Origin of the sequence: Pseudomonas sp. B28(2017) (assembly GCF_002113025.1) — a bacterium.
In the GTDB taxonomy this organism is placed as follows: Bacteria; Pseudomonadota; Gammaproteobacteria; order Pseudomonadales; family Pseudomonadaceae; genus Aquipseudomonas.
In genome coordinates this window covers 292,373-308,848 of the sequence record NZ_NEJH01000003.1, presented here as the reverse complement: position 1 = coordinate 308,848, position 16,476 = coordinate 292,373, and the positions used below count along the sequence as shown (strand labels likewise).

At 60.7% G+C, this 16,476-nt stretch carries 19 protein-coding genes; 11 read left to right on the top strand and 8 right to left on the bottom strand.

Annotated features, from left to right (window positions below):
* Nucleotides 1-67 precede the first annotated feature (67 nt).
* The 3 genes from CAF65_RS10665 to CAF65_RS10655 all read left to right on the top strand — a co-directional run bounded on the left by CAF65_RS10665 (nucleotide 68) and on the right by CAF65_RS10655 (nucleotide 3,873).
* Entirely contained in the window at nucleotides 68-364 is a 297-nt protein-coding gene (locus CAF65_RS10665; RefSeq protein ID WP_085716242.1) for a hypothetical protein, read from the top strand.
* Nucleotides 365-590: 226 nt separating this feature from the next.
* The gene (locus tag CAF65_RS10660; RefSeq protein WP_085716241.1) at nucleotides 591-836 is read left to right on the top strand and encodes a TIGR02647 family protein; all 246 of its coding nucleotides are present in this window, start codon (nucleotides 591-593) and stop codon (nucleotides 834-836) included.
* Nucleotides 837-1,029: 193 nt separating this feature from the next.
* Nucleotides 1,030-3,873, top strand: coding sequence for a class I adenylate cyclase (locus CAF65_RS10655; protein ID WP_085716240.1), 2,844 nt, complete (start codon nucleotides 1,030-1,032; stop codon nucleotides 3,871-3,873).
* A 7-nt stretch (nucleotides 3,874-3,880) separates the two neighbouring features.
* Here the strand turns inward: CAF65_RS10655 and rnk are convergent, their stop codons facing one another.
* From rnk to cyaY, 3 genes are all read right to left on the bottom strand, one after another.
* A complete protein-coding gene (gene rnk, locus CAF65_RS10650; protein WP_085716239.1) occupies nucleotides 3,881-4,291 on the bottom strand; it encodes a nucleoside diphosphate kinase regulator in 411 nt (136 codons plus the stop codon).
* A 126-nt stretch (nucleotides 4,292-4,417) separates the two neighbouring features.
* Entirely contained in the window at nucleotides 4,418-4,642 is a 225-nt protein-coding gene (locus CAF65_RS10645; RefSeq protein ID WP_085716238.1) for a DUF1289 domain-containing protein, read from the bottom strand.
* 4 nt (nucleotides 4,643-4,646) lie between these two features.
* Nucleotides 4,647-4,979 carry an iron donor protein CyaY gene (gene cyaY / locus CAF65_RS10640; RefSeq protein WP_085716237.1) on the bottom strand — a complete coding sequence of 111 codons (333 nt, stop codon included), beginning with the start codon at nucleotides 4,977-4,979 and terminating at the stop codon, nucleotides 4,647-4,649.
* 307 nt (nucleotides 4,980-5,286) lie between these two features.
* Here cyaY and CAF65_RS10635 point away from each other — a divergent pair, with 307 nt between their 5' ends.
* The 6 genes from CAF65_RS10635 to CAF65_RS10610 are packed head-to-tail and all read left to right on the top strand — an operon-like array spanning nucleotide 5,287 to nucleotide 9,900.
* Nucleotides 5,287-5,463 carry a lipoprotein gene (locus tag CAF65_RS10635; RefSeq protein WP_007992225.1) on the top strand — a complete coding sequence of 59 codons (177 nt, stop codon included), beginning with the start codon at nucleotides 5,287-5,289 and terminating at the stop codon, nucleotides 5,461-5,463.
* A gap of 9 nt (nucleotides 5,464-5,472) precedes the next feature.
* A complete protein-coding gene (gene lysA / locus CAF65_RS10630; protein ID WP_008015512.1) occupies nucleotides 5,473-6,720 on the top strand; it encodes a diaminopimelate decarboxylase in 1,248 nt (415 codons plus the stop codon).
* 4 nt (nucleotides 6,721-6,724) lie between these two features.
* Nucleotides 6,725-7,555 carry a diaminopimelate epimerase gene (gene dapF / locus CAF65_RS10625; RefSeq protein WP_008015513.1) on the top strand — a complete coding sequence of 277 codons (831 nt, stop codon included), beginning with the start codon at nucleotides 6,725-6,727 and terminating at the stop codon, nucleotides 7,553-7,555.
* A gap of 13 nt (nucleotides 7,556-7,568) precedes the next feature.
* Nucleotides 7,569-8,294, top strand: a complete 726-nt coding sequence (locus CAF65_RS10620; RefSeq protein ID WP_085716236.1) for a DUF484 family protein — start codon at nucleotides 7,569-7,571, stop codon at nucleotides 8,292-8,294.
* A 2-nt stretch (nucleotides 8,295-8,296) separates the two neighbouring features.
* Entirely contained in the window at nucleotides 8,297-9,196 is a 900-nt protein-coding gene (gene xerC, locus CAF65_RS10615) for a tyrosine recombinase XerC (RefSeq protein ID WP_085716235.1), read from the top strand.
* Nucleotides 9,193-9,900, top strand: a complete 708-nt coding sequence (locus CAF65_RS10610; RefSeq protein ID WP_085716234.1) for an HAD family hydrolase — start codon at nucleotides 9,193-9,195, stop codon at nucleotides 9,898-9,900. Before xerC ends, CAF65_RS10610 begins: the two co-directional genes overlap by 4 nt.
* A 100-nt stretch (nucleotides 9,901-10,000) precedes the next feature.
* Here the strand turns inward: CAF65_RS10610 and sutA are convergent, their stop codons facing one another.
* The 4 genes from sutA to glnK all read right to left on the bottom strand — a co-directional run bounded on the left by sutA (nucleotide 10,001) and on the right by glnK (nucleotide 12,776).
* Nucleotides 10,001-10,324 carry a transcriptional regulator SutA gene (sutA, locus tag CAF65_RS10605; RefSeq protein ID WP_007980816.1) on the bottom strand — a complete coding sequence of 108 codons (324 nt, stop codon included), beginning with the start codon at nucleotides 10,322-10,324 and terminating at the stop codon, nucleotides 10,001-10,003.
* Between the two features lie 101 nt (nucleotides 10,325-10,425).
* Nucleotides 10,426-10,851 carry a secondary thiamine-phosphate synthase enzyme YjbQ gene (locus CAF65_RS10600; protein ID WP_085716233.1) on the bottom strand — a complete coding sequence of 142 codons (426 nt, stop codon included), beginning with the start codon at nucleotides 10,849-10,851 and terminating at the stop codon, nucleotides 10,426-10,428.
* 213 nt (nucleotides 10,852-11,064) lie between these two features.
* Nucleotides 11,065-12,402: an ammonium transporter gene (locus CAF65_RS10595; protein WP_085716232.1), complete on the bottom strand. Its 1,338-nt coding sequence runs from the start codon at nucleotides 12,400-12,402 to the stop codon at nucleotides 11,065-11,067.
* Between the two features lie 35 nt (nucleotides 12,403-12,437).
* Nucleotides 12,438-12,776 carry a P-II family nitrogen regulator gene (glnK, locus tag CAF65_RS10590; protein WP_002555808.1) on the bottom strand — a complete coding sequence of 113 codons (339 nt, stop codon included), beginning with the start codon at nucleotides 12,774-12,776 and terminating at the stop codon, nucleotides 12,438-12,440.
* A 420-nt stretch (nucleotides 12,777-13,196) separates the two neighbouring features.
* Here glnK and CAF65_RS10585 point away from each other — a divergent pair, with 420 nt between their 5' ends.
* Both CAF65_RS10585 and CAF65_RS10580 read left to right on the top strand, forming a co-directional pair.
* Nucleotides 13,197-13,457 (top strand): accessory factor UbiK family protein, encoded by a 261-nt coding sequence (locus CAF65_RS10585; RefSeq protein ID WP_057398697.1) that lies wholly within the window; start codon nucleotides 13,197-13,199, stop codon nucleotides 13,455-13,457.
* A gap of 271 nt (nucleotides 13,458-13,728) precedes the next feature.
* Entirely contained in the window at nucleotides 13,729-15,222 is a 1,494-nt protein-coding gene (locus CAF65_RS10580; protein ID WP_085716231.1) for a YifB family Mg chelatase-like AAA ATPase, read from the top strand.
* A 7-nt stretch (nucleotides 15,223-15,229) separates the two neighbouring features.
* Here CAF65_RS10580 and CAF65_RS10575 read toward each other — a convergent pair whose 3' ends face one another.
* On the bottom strand, nucleotides 15,230-16,441 hold the full coding sequence (locus CAF65_RS10575) for an aldose 1-epimerase family protein (protein ID WP_085716230.1): 1,212 nt from the start codon (nucleotides 16,439-16,441) through the stop codon (nucleotides 15,230-15,232).
* Nucleotides 16,442-16,476 lie beyond the last annotated feature (35 nt).

Here is a 16,476-nt window from a genome sequence, read left to right as displayed (position 1 = left end):
ATTCTTGCCAGCAGCATCACGCGGCTGAATGCGGGTAAACTGGCCACCTTTCCCTGAGGAGCCTGCCATGAGCGAGCCGACCCCCGATACCAACCAAGACGACATCGACGAAGAAGAGTTCGCCGAGAACACGCTGATCGAAGCCATCGAGAATCAAATCGAAAGCGAAAACCCGCCAGCGGCCAAGGCGACCTTCAACAAACTGACGCTGGTGGGTTACGAGCGGGAAGAGATCCTCAACTTGATGGCCCACGTTTTGGCGGTAGAAATCGACGCGATCCTCGAAGAAGACCGCGCGTTCAACACCGAATGGTACGAAGCTGCACTGCGCGCATTGCCCGAGCTGCCGCCGGAAAAACAATAAATCCACGCCCCCCCTGTAGGAGCGAGCCTTGCTCGCGAAAAACCCGAGAGTGCCACGGGACATCTGGCTTACGCGTCATCGTTCACGACCATCGCGAGCAAGCTCGCTCCTGCAAGTCAATTTCCACCCCAACCAAAAAAACCCTGTCGCGAGCACTGGACATGCCGGACAAGCGGGTTCACCTTAGGGGCGCTGTCGCCCAATTCCTAGAAAGTCTGGAGTCCTTATGTCGCTTACCCCTGAGTTGGTTGCCGAACTGGAAATCCTCGCACTCTTCAACCTGGACAGTTCCCAGGAAGGTTTGAAAATTCATCAAACCGCTGCCCCGAAAGCCATTGCCGCTGCCAAACGCCTATTTGAAAAAGAACTGATCGACCAGCCTGATGGCGGCTATCTCACTAGCCTGGGTCGTGACGCCGCGCAAAGTGTGCAAACCGTGCTCACCATTCTGAAAGCCGAAGAAACAGCCTGAATTCCCCCGCATCGCCCACGGAAACCCCTGTAAAAGGATTTCCGCGGGCGCAATTTGTTGCCCGTTTTCGCCACGCGATAAAAATCTGACGCCAGAAATACAAAATCAGCTTAAAAGTCCCGTGGCCGAGGCGCTAAACTGCCCCTCACCTGAGACTCCCACGTCCGAGCCCTGCGAGCCGGTTTGAGCTGACATGACCCGCACCCATGAAATCCGCCCTGATCTGGACGAGGGAATCGACCGCAAGGTTCTCAGCCAGCTGCGCGCGCGCTTTCTGAAGCTCAACGAAGGACGCATGGCTCGCGCCATGGAAGGGTTGTCGAGCCGCCAGCAATGGGTCCTGACATTGCTGCCGCTGTTTTTCCACGTTAATCATCCGCTGCTGCCCGGCTACGTTTCCGGCAGTACGCCCGCCGGGCTGTCGAATTTCGAACCGGATGCCAATGTCCTCGCTGAAGCCCAGCGCCTGACCCGCTCGTTTTCCTACAAGCCGCGCCACGGCAGCAACCCGCCCCGGCCGATTCACGGACTGTTCCTGATGGGCAGCCTCGGCACTCTGGCGCAAGCCGACCAGAGCGATATGGATGTGTGGGTCTGCCATGGGGCGGACCTGACCGAGAGCGAACTCGCCGAACTGCGAAAAAAATGCCAATTGCTGGAAGCCTGGGCCGCCAGCCAGGGCGCCGAAGCGCACTTTTTTCTGATCGACCCGACCCGTTTCGTCCATGGCGAGCGCGATACCCAGCTGAGTTCGGAGGATTGCGGCACCACCCAGCACTACCTGTTGCTGGACGAGTTTTACCGCACCACGATCTGGCTGGCCGGGCGTACACCGATCTGGTGGCTGGTGCCGGTCTATGAGGAGTCGAGCTACGACCGCTACACCCATACCTTGATCTCCAAACGCTTTATCCGCGCCGATGAAACCCTCGACCTCGGCAACCTGGCCTTCATCCCGCCCGGCGAATTCATCGGTGCCGGGCTCTGGCAGTTGTTCAAAGGCATCGAGTCGCCCTACAAGTCGGTGCTCAAGCTGTTGCTGACCGAGGTTTACGCCAGCGAACACCCCAGGGTCCATTGCCTGAGCCTGCGCTTCAAGCAAGCGGTGTTCGCTAACCGCCTCGACCTCGACGAGCTGGATCCGTACGTCGTGGTGTACCGGCGCATCGAAGAGTACTTGCTCGCCCGCAACGAACCCGAGCGCCTGGAACTGGTGCGGCGCGCGCTGTACCTGAAGGTCAATCGCAAACTGACCGGTAGCAGCCGCACCCAGAACTGGCAACGGGCATTACTTGAGCGCCTGGCCCACGAATGGCACTGGGATCAGCGGCAACTGGCCCTGCTCGACAGCCGCAGCCAGTGGAAAGTCCGCCAGGTCAGCTCCGAGCGGCGGGCACTGGTCAACGAGCTGAATTACAGCTATCGCTTCCTCACCCAGTTTGCCCGTCACGAACAAACGGTCAGTCGCATCAACAAGCGCGACCTGAGTGTCCTCGGTCGCCGACTGTATGCAGCTTTCGAGCGCAAGGCCGGCAAAGTCGAGTTCATCAACCCCGGCATCGCCCCGGATCTGGCCGAAGACACCCTGACGCTGGTGCACGCACCGAACAAGAAAGAACCGGGACACGGCCAGTGGGGCTTGTACAACGGCAGCCTGACGGCGCTGGAGTGGGAGCATTTCGCACCGATCAAACGCAGCCGTCACTTGCTGGAACTGCTGACCTGGTGCCACCGCAATGGCGTGATCGACAGCAGCACCCGCCTGGCCTTGCATCCCGGCACCAGCGACCTGAGCGAATTCGAACTGTTCAACCTGCTCGGCAGCCTGCAACAGACCATCGCCCTGCCCTTGCCCACCGTCGCCGAAGAACCTCTGTTGCGCGCCAGCGTGCCGAGTGAAGTGCTGATTCTGGTGAACGTCGGCATCGATCCGCTCAAGCACCATCGCGACCTGAATATCCTGATGACCACCGAGCGCACCGACTCCCTGAGCTATGCCGGCGTCCGGGAAAATCTGGTGCTGACCCTGGACCAGGTCACGCTCAATAGCTGGAACGAAGTGCTGGTCGCTCACTACGACGGCCCCAACGCCCTGCTCAACTGCATCCGCGACTACCTCAACAACCTGCCGGCGGGGCCGCAACAGCCGAAGTTGCGGGTGCGTTGCTTCTGCCATAACCGCGCGCAGTTCATCGCCCAACGGGTGGAAGAAATCTTCGATACCGCGCAGAACCTGCTGCTGAGCCGGCTCAATCATCGCTACCTGATCCAGGTCCAGCAGCACTACCACGTGCTGGAGCTGGTGCCGGGCCAGGTCCAGCACATCGCACTGGCCACTCTGCCGGCGCTGATCGATTACCTCGGTGAGGAAATGGCGAGCTACAGCCCGCTTCACCTGGACCCAAAGGCACTGGAAGACCACGACCTTGCGCTGTTCCTGCCCACGGGCCAGCCGGACTGCATTCAAGTGTTCTACCGGGTCAACGAAGATCAGGCCGATCTGTACGTGCTCGATGAGCTCAATGCGCTGTGGCAGCAACGCCTGCCCTGGCACGACGAGCAAAGCCTGCTGGTGCCGCTGCAGCGCTTCCTGCAATCGATCCAGTACCGGCGCGATGCCTTGTTGCCGATGGACGCAGCCCATCCGCTGAACCTCGACACCCTGTATTGCCAGTTGCTGCCGTCAGGCCCTGGCCGAGCACGCCGCATCGAAGCCCGGCCGATACCACAGACACCGGTGAACGAACCGTTCTACGACGTGCAGGCGATCGTCGGCAAAGCCGCACCGGGTCAGGTGCAGGTGACGCTGTACTGCAATCAACGGGAGTTTTCCGAACTGGAGCATGGCGACCAGCTGTTCAGCGTGGTCGCCCGGGAAATCGTCGGGCAGCGCCGGGAAACCGAACGCTACCGCTGCTACATCACCGACCTCGACCTGTCAGGCCTGCTCGGCGAAGGACAGAGTTCCACTCATCTGTACCTGCGCTACAAGGCTGACCTTGAGCGCGGATTGAACGAGGCGCTCGGGCAGGTCTGAGGCAGGGTCAAACGTTGTAGTCGCCACCGTTGGCTGGTTGCGATTCGACTTCCAGCAAGGTCAGTTTCAGGGTCTTGCCACCCGGAGCCGGCCAATCGATATGCTGGCCAACCTTCAGGCCGAGCAGCGCACTGCCTACCGGCGCCAGGATCGAGATCTTGCCTTCGTCGGCATTCGCATCCTTGGGGTACACCAGGGTCAGATGGTAGTCCTTGCCACTGCCTTCTTCCCGGCAATGCACACGGGAATTCATGGTCACGACATCCGCCGGCACTTCTTCGTGGCCGACCACGGCATCGGCGCGGTCCAGTTCGGTTTGCAGCGCAATAACGCCCGGCAGCGTTTCGTCCAGGCTGTCGATCAGACGCTCCAGACGCTGGACGTCCAGACGGGTAAGGGTGATGGAAGGTGCGGTCATGATCTGGGCAGACTCCTTTCTTCTGCACGAAAAAAGCAAAACCCCGCCAGAAAAAGGCGGGGTTTTCACAAGCCTCGATGGGTTGAGGCGTTTCTGGACACTATCACAGCTCAAAAAATATACAAGTCATGGCCCGGAGCCCTGTTTGCGCTGCGCGGCCTGCGCACAAATCACCCGCCGGCGCTCGTCATCGGCCGAGCGCCATTCGCGGATGTCTTCGACATGGCGGAAGCAGCCCAGGCAGACTTTCAGCTCGTCCAGCCGACACACGCCGCTGCACGGCGACGGTACCGCCGGGCTGACATTGCTGTAGAGCGGCTTGGGCGGACGGACAGGCGCAGGCTGGGTCACGATCTCACAAGCCTTCGAAATCGAATTCGACACCGGCCTGCTGCTTGACGATGCGCTCGAGCATTTCACCCAACTGCTCTTCGCTCTTGTCGCACATCCAGCGCTCGCTCTCTTCGTCGTAGTCGAAGTGGAAACCACCGGACACCGCGGCCAGCCACAGCTGGCGCAGTGGCTCCTGGCGACTGAAGATCAACTGAGTGCCGTTTTCGAACTTGACGGTCAGCACACCGGCCGAGCTCTCCAGATCGATATCCAGATCGCTGTCGTCAAAGATGTCCTCCAGGGTTTGCTGGGTGGCATCGACCAGGTCATGGAAACGCGCTTCGGACAAACTCATTACGGCAACCTCAAAAAGTGTCTGATCAGGCTCAAGCGCCGCAAGATACGACCGAGCTCTATCGATTGCAAAGGATAACGACCGAGGGACCCATTGTGGGAGCGAGCCTGCTCGCGAATGCGGACTGACATTCAACATTGATGTCGCCTGACACGACGCCTTCGCGAGCAGGCTCGCTCCCACCGGGATTGCATGATACCGACCGGCATCGGGCCAAGCCCCGCCGGACGGGCGGTCCGTTGCATAGGCAAGCCGCCGGGTGGCCGGTATACTCCGGCGCAATTAATGCATTTTCAAGGATTTCGCCATGAAGCGCCTGATCTCTTCCCTTGCTGCGCTCCTCGCGGTCGCCTGCCTTGTGTCGGCCTGCGGTCAAAAAGGCCCGCTCTACCTGCCTGATGAAGACCAGGACCCTGCCGAGCAGGCCAAGTCGTCGCAACAGCAGCCTGCCTCGAAAGCACACAAGCACGACGTCTACCAATAAGGGAACCTCATGGACGCTTTTAACTACCGTGACGGTGAACTGTTCGCGGAAGGTGTTGCCCTGTCTGCCATCGCCGAGCGCTTTGGGACGCCCACTTACGTTTACTCCCGTGCGCACATCGAAGCCCAATACCTGGCTTACGCCGATGCGCTGGTCGGCACGCCGCACCTGGTGTGCTACGCGGTCAAGGCCAACTCCAACCTGGGCGTCCTGAATGTCCTGGCGCGTCTGGGCGCCGGTTTCGACATCGTCTCCCGTGGCGAGCTGGAACGCGTGCTGGCCGCTGGCGGCAGCGCCGACAAGATCGTGTTCTCCGGCGTCGGCAAGACCCGTGACGACATGCGTCGCGCCCTGGAAGTCGGCGTGCACTGCTTCAACGTCGAATCCACCGACGAGCTGGAACGCCTGCAGGTGGTCGCCGCCGAACTGGGCGTTCGCGCGCCAATTTCGCTGCGCGTCAACCCGGACGTCGATGCCGGCACCCACCCGTACATTTCCACCGGTCTCAAAGAGAACAAGTTCGGCATCGCCATCGCCGACGCCGAAGACGTGTACGTGCGTGCCGCGCAGTTGCCGAACCTGGAAGTGGTCGGCGTCGATTGCCACATCGGCTCGCAACTGACCACCTTGCCGCCGTTCATCGATGCCCTCGACCGCCTGCTGGGCCTGGTCGACCGCCTCGGCGATTGCGGCATCTACCTGCGCCACATCGATCTCGGTGGCGGCCTGGGTGTGCGTTATCGCGACGAAGAGCCGCCACTGGCCGCCGACTACATCAAGGCCGTGCGCGAGCGTCTCGATGGTCGTGACCTGGCGCTGGTGTTCGAGCCGGGCCGCTTCATCGTGGCCAACGCCGGCGTGCTGTTGACTCAGGTCGAGTATCTCAAGCACACCGAGCACAAAGACTTCGCCATCGTCGACGCTGCCATGAACGACTTGATCCGCCCAGCGCTGTATCAAGCCTGGATGGACGTCACCGCCGTGCGCCCACGCACTACCGCTGCCCGCGCCTACGACATCGTCGGCCCGATCTGCGAGACCGGCGACTTCCTGGCCAAGGATCGTCAGCTGGCCCTGGAAGAAGGCGACCTGTTGGCCGTGCATTCGGCCGGTGCCTACGGGTTTGTCATGAGTTCCAACTACAACACCCGCGGTCGTACCGCTGAAGTGTTGGTGGACGGTGATCAGGCATTCGAAGTGCGTCGCCGTGAGACGGTAGCCGAGTTGTTTGCTGGCGAAAGCCTGCTGCCGGAGTAAAACCATGCTGCTGCGTTTTACCAAGATGCACGGCTTGGGCAACGACTTCATGGTCCTCGACCTGGTCAGCCAGCACGCGCACATTCTGCCCAAGCATGCCAAGCAATGGGGCGACCGGCACACCGGCATCGGTTTCGACCAATTGCTGATCGTCGAGGCACCGAGCAACCCGGACGTGGACTTCCGCTATCGGATCTTCAACTCCGACGGTTCCGAAGTGGAGCAGTGCGGCAACGGTGCGCGCTGCTTCGCCCGTTTCGTGCTCGACAAGCGCCTGACCGCGAAGCGTGTGATTCGCGTCGAAACCAAAAGCGGCATCATTGAGCTCGACGTGCGTAACGACGGCCAGATCAGCGTCAACATGGGCGCCCCGCGCCTGGTGCCAGCGGATATTCCGTTCCAGGCGCCGGAGCAGGCCAAGAGTTATCAGGTCGACGTCGACGGCACCCCGGTCGATCTGGCTGCCGTGTCCATGGGCAATCCCCATGCGGTGGTACGGGTTAGCGACATCAACAACGCGCCGGTGCATGAGCTGGGCCCGAAAATCGAACATCACCCGCGCTTCCCGGCACGGGTCAATGTCGGCTTTCTCCAGGTCATCGACCGGAGCCGCGCGCAGTTGCGCGTCTGGGAGCGCGGAGCCGGGGAAACCCAGGCCTGCGGCACCGGCGCCTGTGCCGCTGCAGTGGCCGCGATCAGCCAGGGGTGGATGGATTCGCCGCTATTGATCGACCTGCCTGGCGGGCGCTTGTCCATCGAATGGGCAGGCCCTGGCCAACCGGTGATGATGACCGGCCCGGCAGTACGCGTATATGAAGGACAAGTGCGTCTTTGAGTGAGCGAAACCCATGACCGACAAGCCCCAGGTACCCGCACGACAAGCTGACGAATCACCGTCCGAAAGCCTGGAGGCGGCGGCTGTAGCCGCGTACCTGGAGGCTCATCCGGACTTCTTCGTCGAGCACGAAGAACTGCTCCCGTCCCTGCGCATCCCCCATCGGCGCGGCGATACCGTGTCGTTGGTGGAGCGTCAGATGACCATCCTGCGCGACCGCAACATCGAGTTGCGTCATCGCCTGTCGCACCTGATGGACGTGGCCCGCGACAACGATCGTCTCTTCGACAAGACCCGTCGCCTGATCCTGGCGCTGATGGATGCCGCCAGCCTGGAAGACGTGGTGATGTGCGTCGAAGACAGCCTGCGCCAGGAATTCCAGGTACCCTTCGTCAGCCTCATCCTGCTTGGTGACAACGCCATGCCGGTCGGCCGCTGGGCCACTCACGCCGAAGCACAGGTGGCCATCGGCGGCTTGCTCTCGGAAGAAAAAAGCGTCAGTGGCAGCCTGCGCGAACATGAACTGGACTTCCTGTTCGGCGAAGAACAGCGCAAGCAGATCGGTTCCACCGCGGTCGTTGCCATCAGCCACCAGGGCATCCACGGCATCCTGGCCATCGCCAGCCGCGATCCGCAGCACTACAAAAGCTCGGTAGGCACCTTGTTCCTGAGCTACATCGCTGAAGTCATGGGTCGCGTACTGCCACGGGTCAACAACTCCCTGCGCTCGGTACGCTGAACATGGAACGGCAACTGGACGCTTACTGCGAACACCTGCGCAGTGAGCGGCAGGTGTCGCCGCACACGCTGTCGGCCTATCGCCGCGACCTCGATAAAGTGCTGGGCTGGTGCGTCAAACAGAACATCGGCAGCTGGGCGGCACTGGACATCCAGCGCCTGCGCAGCCTGATTGCCCGCCTGCACGCCCAAGGTCAATCATCCCGCAGCCTGGCACGATTGCTGTCGGCCGTTCGCGGGCTTTATCACTACCTGAACCGCGAAGGCCTGTGCGACCACGATCCGGCCAACGGCCTGGCACCGCCCAAAGGCGAACGCCGCCTGCCGAAAACCCTGGACACCGACCGCGCCCTGCAACTGCTTGAAGGCGGGGTTGAAGATGACTTTCTGGCACGTCGGGACCAGGCGATTCTGGAGTTGTTCTACTCCTCCGGGCTGCGGCTTTCGGAGCTTACGGGGCTCAATCTCGATCAGCTCGACCTGGCAGACGGCATGGTCCAGGTGCTCGGCAAAGGCAGCAAGACCCGCCTGCTGCCGGTAGGGACAAAGGCCCGCGAGGCGCTGGAACAGTGGCTGCCCCTGCGAGCCATGGCCAACCCGGCGGACGATGCGGTGTTTGTCAGCCAGCAAGGCCGGCGCCTCGGCCCTCGGACGATCCAGGTGCGGGTCAAGGCGGCCGGCGAGCGCGAACTGGGGCAGAACCTGCACCCGCACATGCTGCGGCACTCCTTCGCCAGCCACTTGCTGGAGTCCTCTCAGGACCTGCGCGCTGTGCAGGAACTGCTCGGCCACTCGGACATCAAGACCACGCAGATCTACACCCACCTGGACTTCCAGCATCTTGCAGCGGTCTACGACAGCGCCCACCCACGGGCCAAACGCATGAAAGGCGACGATTCATGAGTATTCAGTTGATCACCTTCGACCTCGACGACACCCTGTGGGACACCGCCCCGGTTATCGTCAGCGCTGAAGCCGTTTTGCGTGAATGGCTGACCGAGCACGCGCCCAACCTGGGGGCAGTGCCGGTGGAGCATCTGTGGGCTATTCGTGAGCGAGTATTGAGCAACGAGCCCAACCTCAAGCACCGCATCAGCGCACTGCGTCGGCGTGTGCTGTTCCATGCGCTGGAAGAGTCCGGTTATGGGCATGACGAGGCGTCTGATCTGGCGGACAAGAGTTTTGAAGTATTTCTGCACGCTCGCCATCAGATCGATGTGTTTCCGGAGGTTGAACCGACTCTGGAAATCCTCGCCAACCATTACGCCCTCGGCGTGGTCACCAACGGCAATGCCGATGTGCGTCGGCTGGGGCTGGCGGACTACTTCAAGTTTGCGTTGTGCGCCGAAGACATCGGCATCGCCAAACCTGATGCGCGATTGTTTCATGAGGCGTTGCAACGCGGCGGCGCAACCGCCGAAACCGCGGTGCATATCGGCGATCATCCGGGCGATGACATTGCCGGAGCGCAGCAGGCAGGATTGCGTGCAATCTGGTTCAACCCGGCGGGCAAGGCCTGGGAGGCTGAACATTTGCCAGATGCCGAGATTCGCAGCCTGACCGAGTTACCGGCGTTGTTGGCGCGGTGGAATGCGGTCTCGGCTTGACCCAAAAAACCTGTGGGATCACCACTGACTTCCAAGTTTTGTTTCAGGCATGAAAAAGCCCGCAGCGACGGCGGGCTTTTTCAGCAAGCAGGTAGCAGGCTCAGATAGGCCGGCTGCCGTACTTGTTGTCAGGCTTCTTGGGAGGATCTGCGACCACATTGGCCTCCACTTCCTGCACCTTGCCACCACGAGCCAGGAACTCTTCCATGGCCTTGGCCAGGGCGTCGCGTTCCTTGTTCTTGGCTTCGACACTCGGCAGCTCATCGACCGATACCGCTGCCTTGGCCTTGCCTTTGGCGGTCGGAACCGGCGCATCACCACCGTCGTCTTCAGCGACGTCTTCTGCCGCTGCTTCCAGACCTTCTTCGGTTTCGTCGTCGTCGCCTACTTCGAGGTCGTCGTTTTCCAGATCATCGTCGCTCATGTTCTACCTCATGACTTGCGAAAAGCAGATTAGTTATAGCCCAGCTTTGCCCTCTGTCGAAGACTGCCGGAAAAAAATCAACAGCCGCTGCTGACCAGCGGTTATGCCTCTTCACCGTGCAAGGTGGCGAGGACTTTGCGGGCACCGCCATGATCACGGTGCTCGCCCAGGTAAATGCCTTGCCAGGTCCCCAACGCCAGCCGGCCTGCCGAAATCGGCAAACTGAGCTGACAGCCAAGCACGCTGGCCTTGAAGTGCGCCGGGAGGTCGTCCAGGCCTTCGTCGTTATGCTCATAGCCGCCTGTTCCTTGTGGGATCAGACGATTGAAAAACCGTTCGAAGTTGCGACGTACCGCCGGATCGGCGTTCTCGTTGATGGTCAACGACGCCGAGGTATGCTGCAGCCACAAATGCAACAGACCGACCCGACACGCCTTGAGTTCAGGCAGGCCGGCGAGTAACTCGTCCGTTACCAGATGAAAGCCCCGGGGCCTCGCCCGCAAGGCAATCAGAGTCTGTTGCCACATACAGTTCTCCGCACGTTCGGGCGCATTCTAGCGCGCTCTGGGAAAAAACAAAGACCCTAATATTCCTTCATTCCTGTAAGCCTTCGACTGCACAAAAACACCCGACGCAAACATCGCAAAACCTGTAGGGAAAAACCTTTCAGCGCGCTCTTCAATGACAAATTTCAGACAAAAAAATGCCCGGCAAGCCGGGCAAGTTTTTTACACGCGTACTTACAAGTTGTAGCCGCGTTCGTTGTGAAGCGCCAGATCGATGCCGACCGCTTCTTCTTCTTCGTTGATGCGCAGGCCCATGACCGCATCCAGCACCTTGAGGATGATGAATGTGGCGATCGCGGTGTAGATCACCGTGAAGCCAACGCCTTTGCATTGAATCCACACTTGAGCGGCGATGTCGGTCACGGTGCCGAAGCCACCCAGGGACGGTGCGGCGAACACACCGGTCAGGATTGCGCCGAGGATACCGCCGATACCGTGCACGCCGAAGGCGTCCAGGGAGTCGTCATAGCCGAGCTTGCGCTTCAGGGTAGTTGCGCAGAAGAAGCACACCACGCCTGCCGCCAGACCTATTACCAGCGCGCCCATCGGGCCAACGGTGCCGGCAGCCGGGGTGATTGCCACCAGACCGGCAACCACGCCCGAAGCGATACCCAGCGCGCTAGGTTTGCCGTGGGTGATCCACTCGGCAAACATCCAGCCCAGTGCAGCAGCGGCGGTAGCGATTTGCGTCACCAGCATCGCCATACCGGCGGTACCGTTGGCCGCAGCGGCGGAACCGGCGTTGAAACCGAACCAGCCGACCCACAGCATGGCCGCGCCCATCAGGGTGTAACCGAGGTTGTGCGGCGCCATCGGCGTGGTCGGGAAGCCTTTGCGCTTACCCAGCACCAGGCAGGCAACCAGACCGGCCACACCGGCGTTGATGTGCACCACGGTGCCGCCGGCGAAGTCCAGAACGCCCCAGTCCCACAACAGGCCGCCGTTACCGGACCAGACCATGTGCGCGATCGGCGCATACACCAGGGTGAACCACACGCCCATGAACACCAGCATCGCGGAGAACTTCATCCGTTCGGCGAAGGCGCCGACGATCAACGCCGGGGTGATGATCGCGAAAGTCATCTGGAAGGTGACGAACACCGCCTCAGGGAACAGCGCCGCAGGCCCGGTCAGGCTGGCTGGCGTGATGCCGGCGAGGAATGCCTTGCCCATGCCGCCGATGAACGAGTTGAAGTTGACGACGCCCTGCTCCATGCCCGTCGTGTCGAACGCAATGCTGTAGCCATAAATGACCCACAGGACACTGATCAGACCGGTAATGGCGAAGCACTGCATCATCACGGAAAGAATGTTTTTCGACCGAACCATGCCGCCGTAGAACAGCGCAAGGCCGGGAATGGTCATGAACAGCACCAGGGCTGTAGAGGTCATCATCCAGGCGGTGTCGCCGGAGTTGAGGACCGGGGCCGCCACTTCGTCTGCCGCCAAAGCAAGGCTGGGCATTACGATGGACAACAGGGCTCCTAGCCCTGCGAATTTACGCAGAGTCATATTGTTTTCTCCTGGGGCGTTGGGTTTGTGGCGGCTTAGATTGCGTCGGTATCGGTTTCGCCGGTACGGATGCGAATCGCCTGTTCCAGATTGACCACGAAGATCTTGCCGTCACCGATCTTGCCGGTGTTGGCAGCCTTGGTGATGGCCTCGATTACCCGGTCCAGATCCTTGTCGTCGATGGCGACGTCGATCTTCACCTTGGGCAGGAAATCGACCACGTACTCCGCGCCGCGATACAGCTCGGTGTGACCCTTCTGCCGACCAAAGCCTTTGACTTCAGTGACGGTAATGCCCTGCACGCCGATCTCGGACAGCGACTCGCGTACGTCGTCCAGCTTGAACGGCTTGATGATGGCAGTGACTAGCTTCATGAAAACTCTCTCCCGAATTGGTGGACTTGCCCCAGGAAAACAAACCCGTCTCAAGTCTAAGCGCAGTGCCTGGCTTTGTAACGCATCGTCGGCCTTACCTGCCCGTCCGACGCCAGCTAACCGCTCCTCACGAAACACTCCCCCGTGTTCCGTCTGGCGCACTGCATTCGTCACAGCGACTGCATCAGTGCATGGGTCATGAGGGACTAAGCAGAAAGCTTGCCATCTCTGGAAATTTCACTGTTTTCAAGCCTTTGCCCGCTGATGGCAGCGACTTCGCGACAACACCCGACGTGTTACGCACAACAACGGTGCGACGCCATCTATCCGCATGCGCGAAAAGCGTGCATCCCTTGCCCGCGGATTTGACTATAGACACTGCGTGATACACTGCCTGCCATTGTTACCAGGACATTCCTCATGCTCGCGCCCAAAGACTTCCTCGACGCCCTGACCGGTACAGCCTCCCGTCTCTTCAGCGGCGACACCCCACTGCCGAAAGCCGAAATCGAAAGCCAGTTCAAGATGTTGCTGCAAAGTGCCTTCAGCAAACTGGATCTGGTGAGTCGGGAAGAGTTCGATAGCCAGATGGTCGTACTGGCGCGCACCCGCGCCCGCCTCGAAAGCCTCGAAGCGAAAGTGGCGGAACTGGAAGCGAAGCTCAATCCACCGACCGAATAACACCGCAAATCCTCACTGTGGAGCCCAATCCACTGTGAGCGAGCCTGCTCGCGAAGGTCGTGAACGATAACGCGTAAAGCCGGATGACCAGCGGCGCATTTGGGTTTTTCACGAGCGAGCCTGTTCCTACAGGTGGCATTTGCGTGGGTCACTCGGCCCCCGCAACATCCAGTGAAAGTTTGCCCCCTCAACCACCCCACCAGACTCTCCTCCCCCGACTACCCTTCAAAAACCCGCAGGAAGCGGCCCCCGTTTAGCTCAAGGAACGACCATGTCCCTCTCCATCGTCCACAGCCGCGCCCAGATTGGCGTGGATGCACCCGCTGTCACCGTTGAAGTCCACCTGGCCAATGGTTTGCCGTCGCTGACCATGGTCGGCCTGCCCGAGGCGGCGGTGAAGGAAAGCAAGGATCGGGTGCGCAGTGCGATCATCAATTCGGGGCTGCAATTTCCGGCGCGGCGTATCACGTTGAATCTGGCGCCGGCGGATTTACCCAAGGATGGAGGGCGGTTCGATCTGGCGATTGCCCTGGGGATTCTCTCGGCCAGCGTGCAGGTGCCGACATTGACGCTCGATGATGCGGAATGCCTTGGGGAGTTGGCGCTATCAGGTGCCGTGCGGGCGGTTCGTGGGGTCTTGCCGGCAGCGCTGGCAGCGCGCAAGGCCGGGCGCTGGTTGATGGTGCCGCGAGCTAACGCTGAAGAGGCGTGCCTCGCCTCGGGATTGAAAGTGATTGCCGTGGATCATCTGCTTGAGGCCGTCGCGCATTTCAATGGGCATACACCGATTGAGCCTTATGTCTCCAACGGCTTGCTCTACGCCAGCAAACCTTATCCCGACTTGAATGAGGTGCAGGGACAAACCGCAGCCAAGCGAGCATTGCTGATCGCTGCCGCTGGTGCTCACAACCTGTTGTTCAGCGGGCCGCCGGGAACGGGGAAAACGCTGTTGGCGAGCCGCCTGCCGGGATTGCTGCCGCCGTTGGCCGAAAGTGAAGCGCTGGAAGTGGCGGCGATTCAGTCGGTCGTCAGTTGTTTGCCATTGAGCCATTGGCCGCAGCGGCCGTTTCGCCAACCGCATCACTCGGCGTCCGGGCCCGCGCTGGTGGGAGGCGGCTCGAAACCGCAACCCGGCGAAATCACCCTCGCCCACCACGGGGTGTTGTTTCTGGACGAACTACCGGAGTTTGATCGCAAGGTATTGGAGGTGCTACGGGAGCCGCTGGAGTCCGGACATATCGTGATATCACGGGCCAAGGATCGGGTCCGATTTCCAGCGCGATTTCAATTGGTGGCGGCAATGAATCCGTGTCCCTGTGGATATCTTGGCGAGCCGAGTGGACGCTGTTCCTGTACGCCGGACATGGTGCAGCGCTATCGCAACAAACTGTCGGGGCCGCTGCTGGACCGCATCGATCTGCACCTGACGGTTGCACGCGAAGCCACGGCGCTGAATCCTGCGTTAAAACCCGGCGACGATACAGCCACCGCCGCCGAGCTGGTTGCCGATGCAAGAGAACGGCAACACAAACGCCAAGGTTGCGCGAATGCCTTCCTCGACCTGCCAGGCCTACGCCGGCACTGTAAGTTATCCACAGCCGATGAAAACTGGCTGGAATCCGCCTGCGAGCGTTTAACTCTGTCGTTGCGAGCAGCCCATCGACTGCTCAAGGTCGCGCGCACGCTGGCGGACCTTGAACAAGCCGACGGGATCAGACGCGAACATTTGGCCGAAGCGCTGCAATATCGGCCGACAACACTCTAGTCAGCGGTCACCCCTTGGTGAGATCAACCAACGGCGTCTGCCGCACCTCAGTCTCCCGCCCACCCTGAATCTCGCTCACCTGCTTCAACGCCTTATCCACAGCTGCCTTATCCGCCAACAAGCTGTAGCTGATGCGGAACTGCTTGTGTTCCTTCGGCCCAATTGTCGGCACCAGGTTCAGTGGCCGCTGATAACGGCGGTTGTAGGAAAAACTTGTTCCCGGCTCCAGCCCCGTGACATAGCCCTGGCCCTGGGTATCGGTGTTTTTCCACAGGGAGAACACTGGCAGTGTCTGAGTGTTGAAGCCGACCGAAACACCCAGGCTGCCGGCCTTGTTATGCAATACGGTCAACGTATCGCCCTTGGCATCGGCATACGGCACCACGTTGTAAACCGTCTCGTCGTAGTCCTTGGTCGGTGCTCGGTAGGTTTGCCAGTCGGGCAGATCGCCCTTGGCCTTGTCGTTGAACGGCGACACCTGTTTCACCGGCGCGGCGAAACGAGCGCCCTGCTCCAAGAACGGGGTGCTGAAGTTACTGTGATACAGCGCCTGGTATTCCTTCGGATAGTCGCCGTTATTGGTCAGGGTGTCATTGAGGGCGAACGCGACGCTGCCGGGCTCAGTGACCAGTTCAGTCATCACTGAGAAGTCGACTTTCTTGAACGCCTGCTCTTTGAGTTCGCCGCGCAGGCTGATCGCGTAAGGCGGTTGTTCATCTATATGCAGGGTAACTTTGCTGGCCGGGATGTTGGCGGCGCGGCCATGCAGGGTCAGCAGTTCGCCGTTATCCATGCCTGGATGACCGACCCATTCGTAGCCGCAACGGGCGACCAGCTCGTTGAAGCCTTCGAGCCAGCCCAGGCCGCCGCGACCGTTGAGTTCGATGAAGGACGGATTGACCACTTCCTTGACCGGCGAATCCCAGCCCATGCGCACATTGCCGACCGAGGCCTGCAAGACGTTCATGCCGCGAGTCGGCACCACCGAGAGTTTCATCGTGCCGTTATCGATGTCGACGATGCTGACGCCCTCCTGCCGACCGCCGTGCAAGGTACGAAGGGTCACGGAAAAGGGTTGGTCGGTTTTCACACCGAGTTGCTGGCTGGTGATCTGCCAGTTTTGCGCGGCCTTGTCGCTGTCGAGCAGGACGTAATCCCAGGCCATGGCGTGGGAGGCGGACAGCGCGCCAAGGGCAATGACGAGTTTGAGCGGGGACATGGAGAAAGCCTTTCTTGGAGTTGTGCATTTTTTAT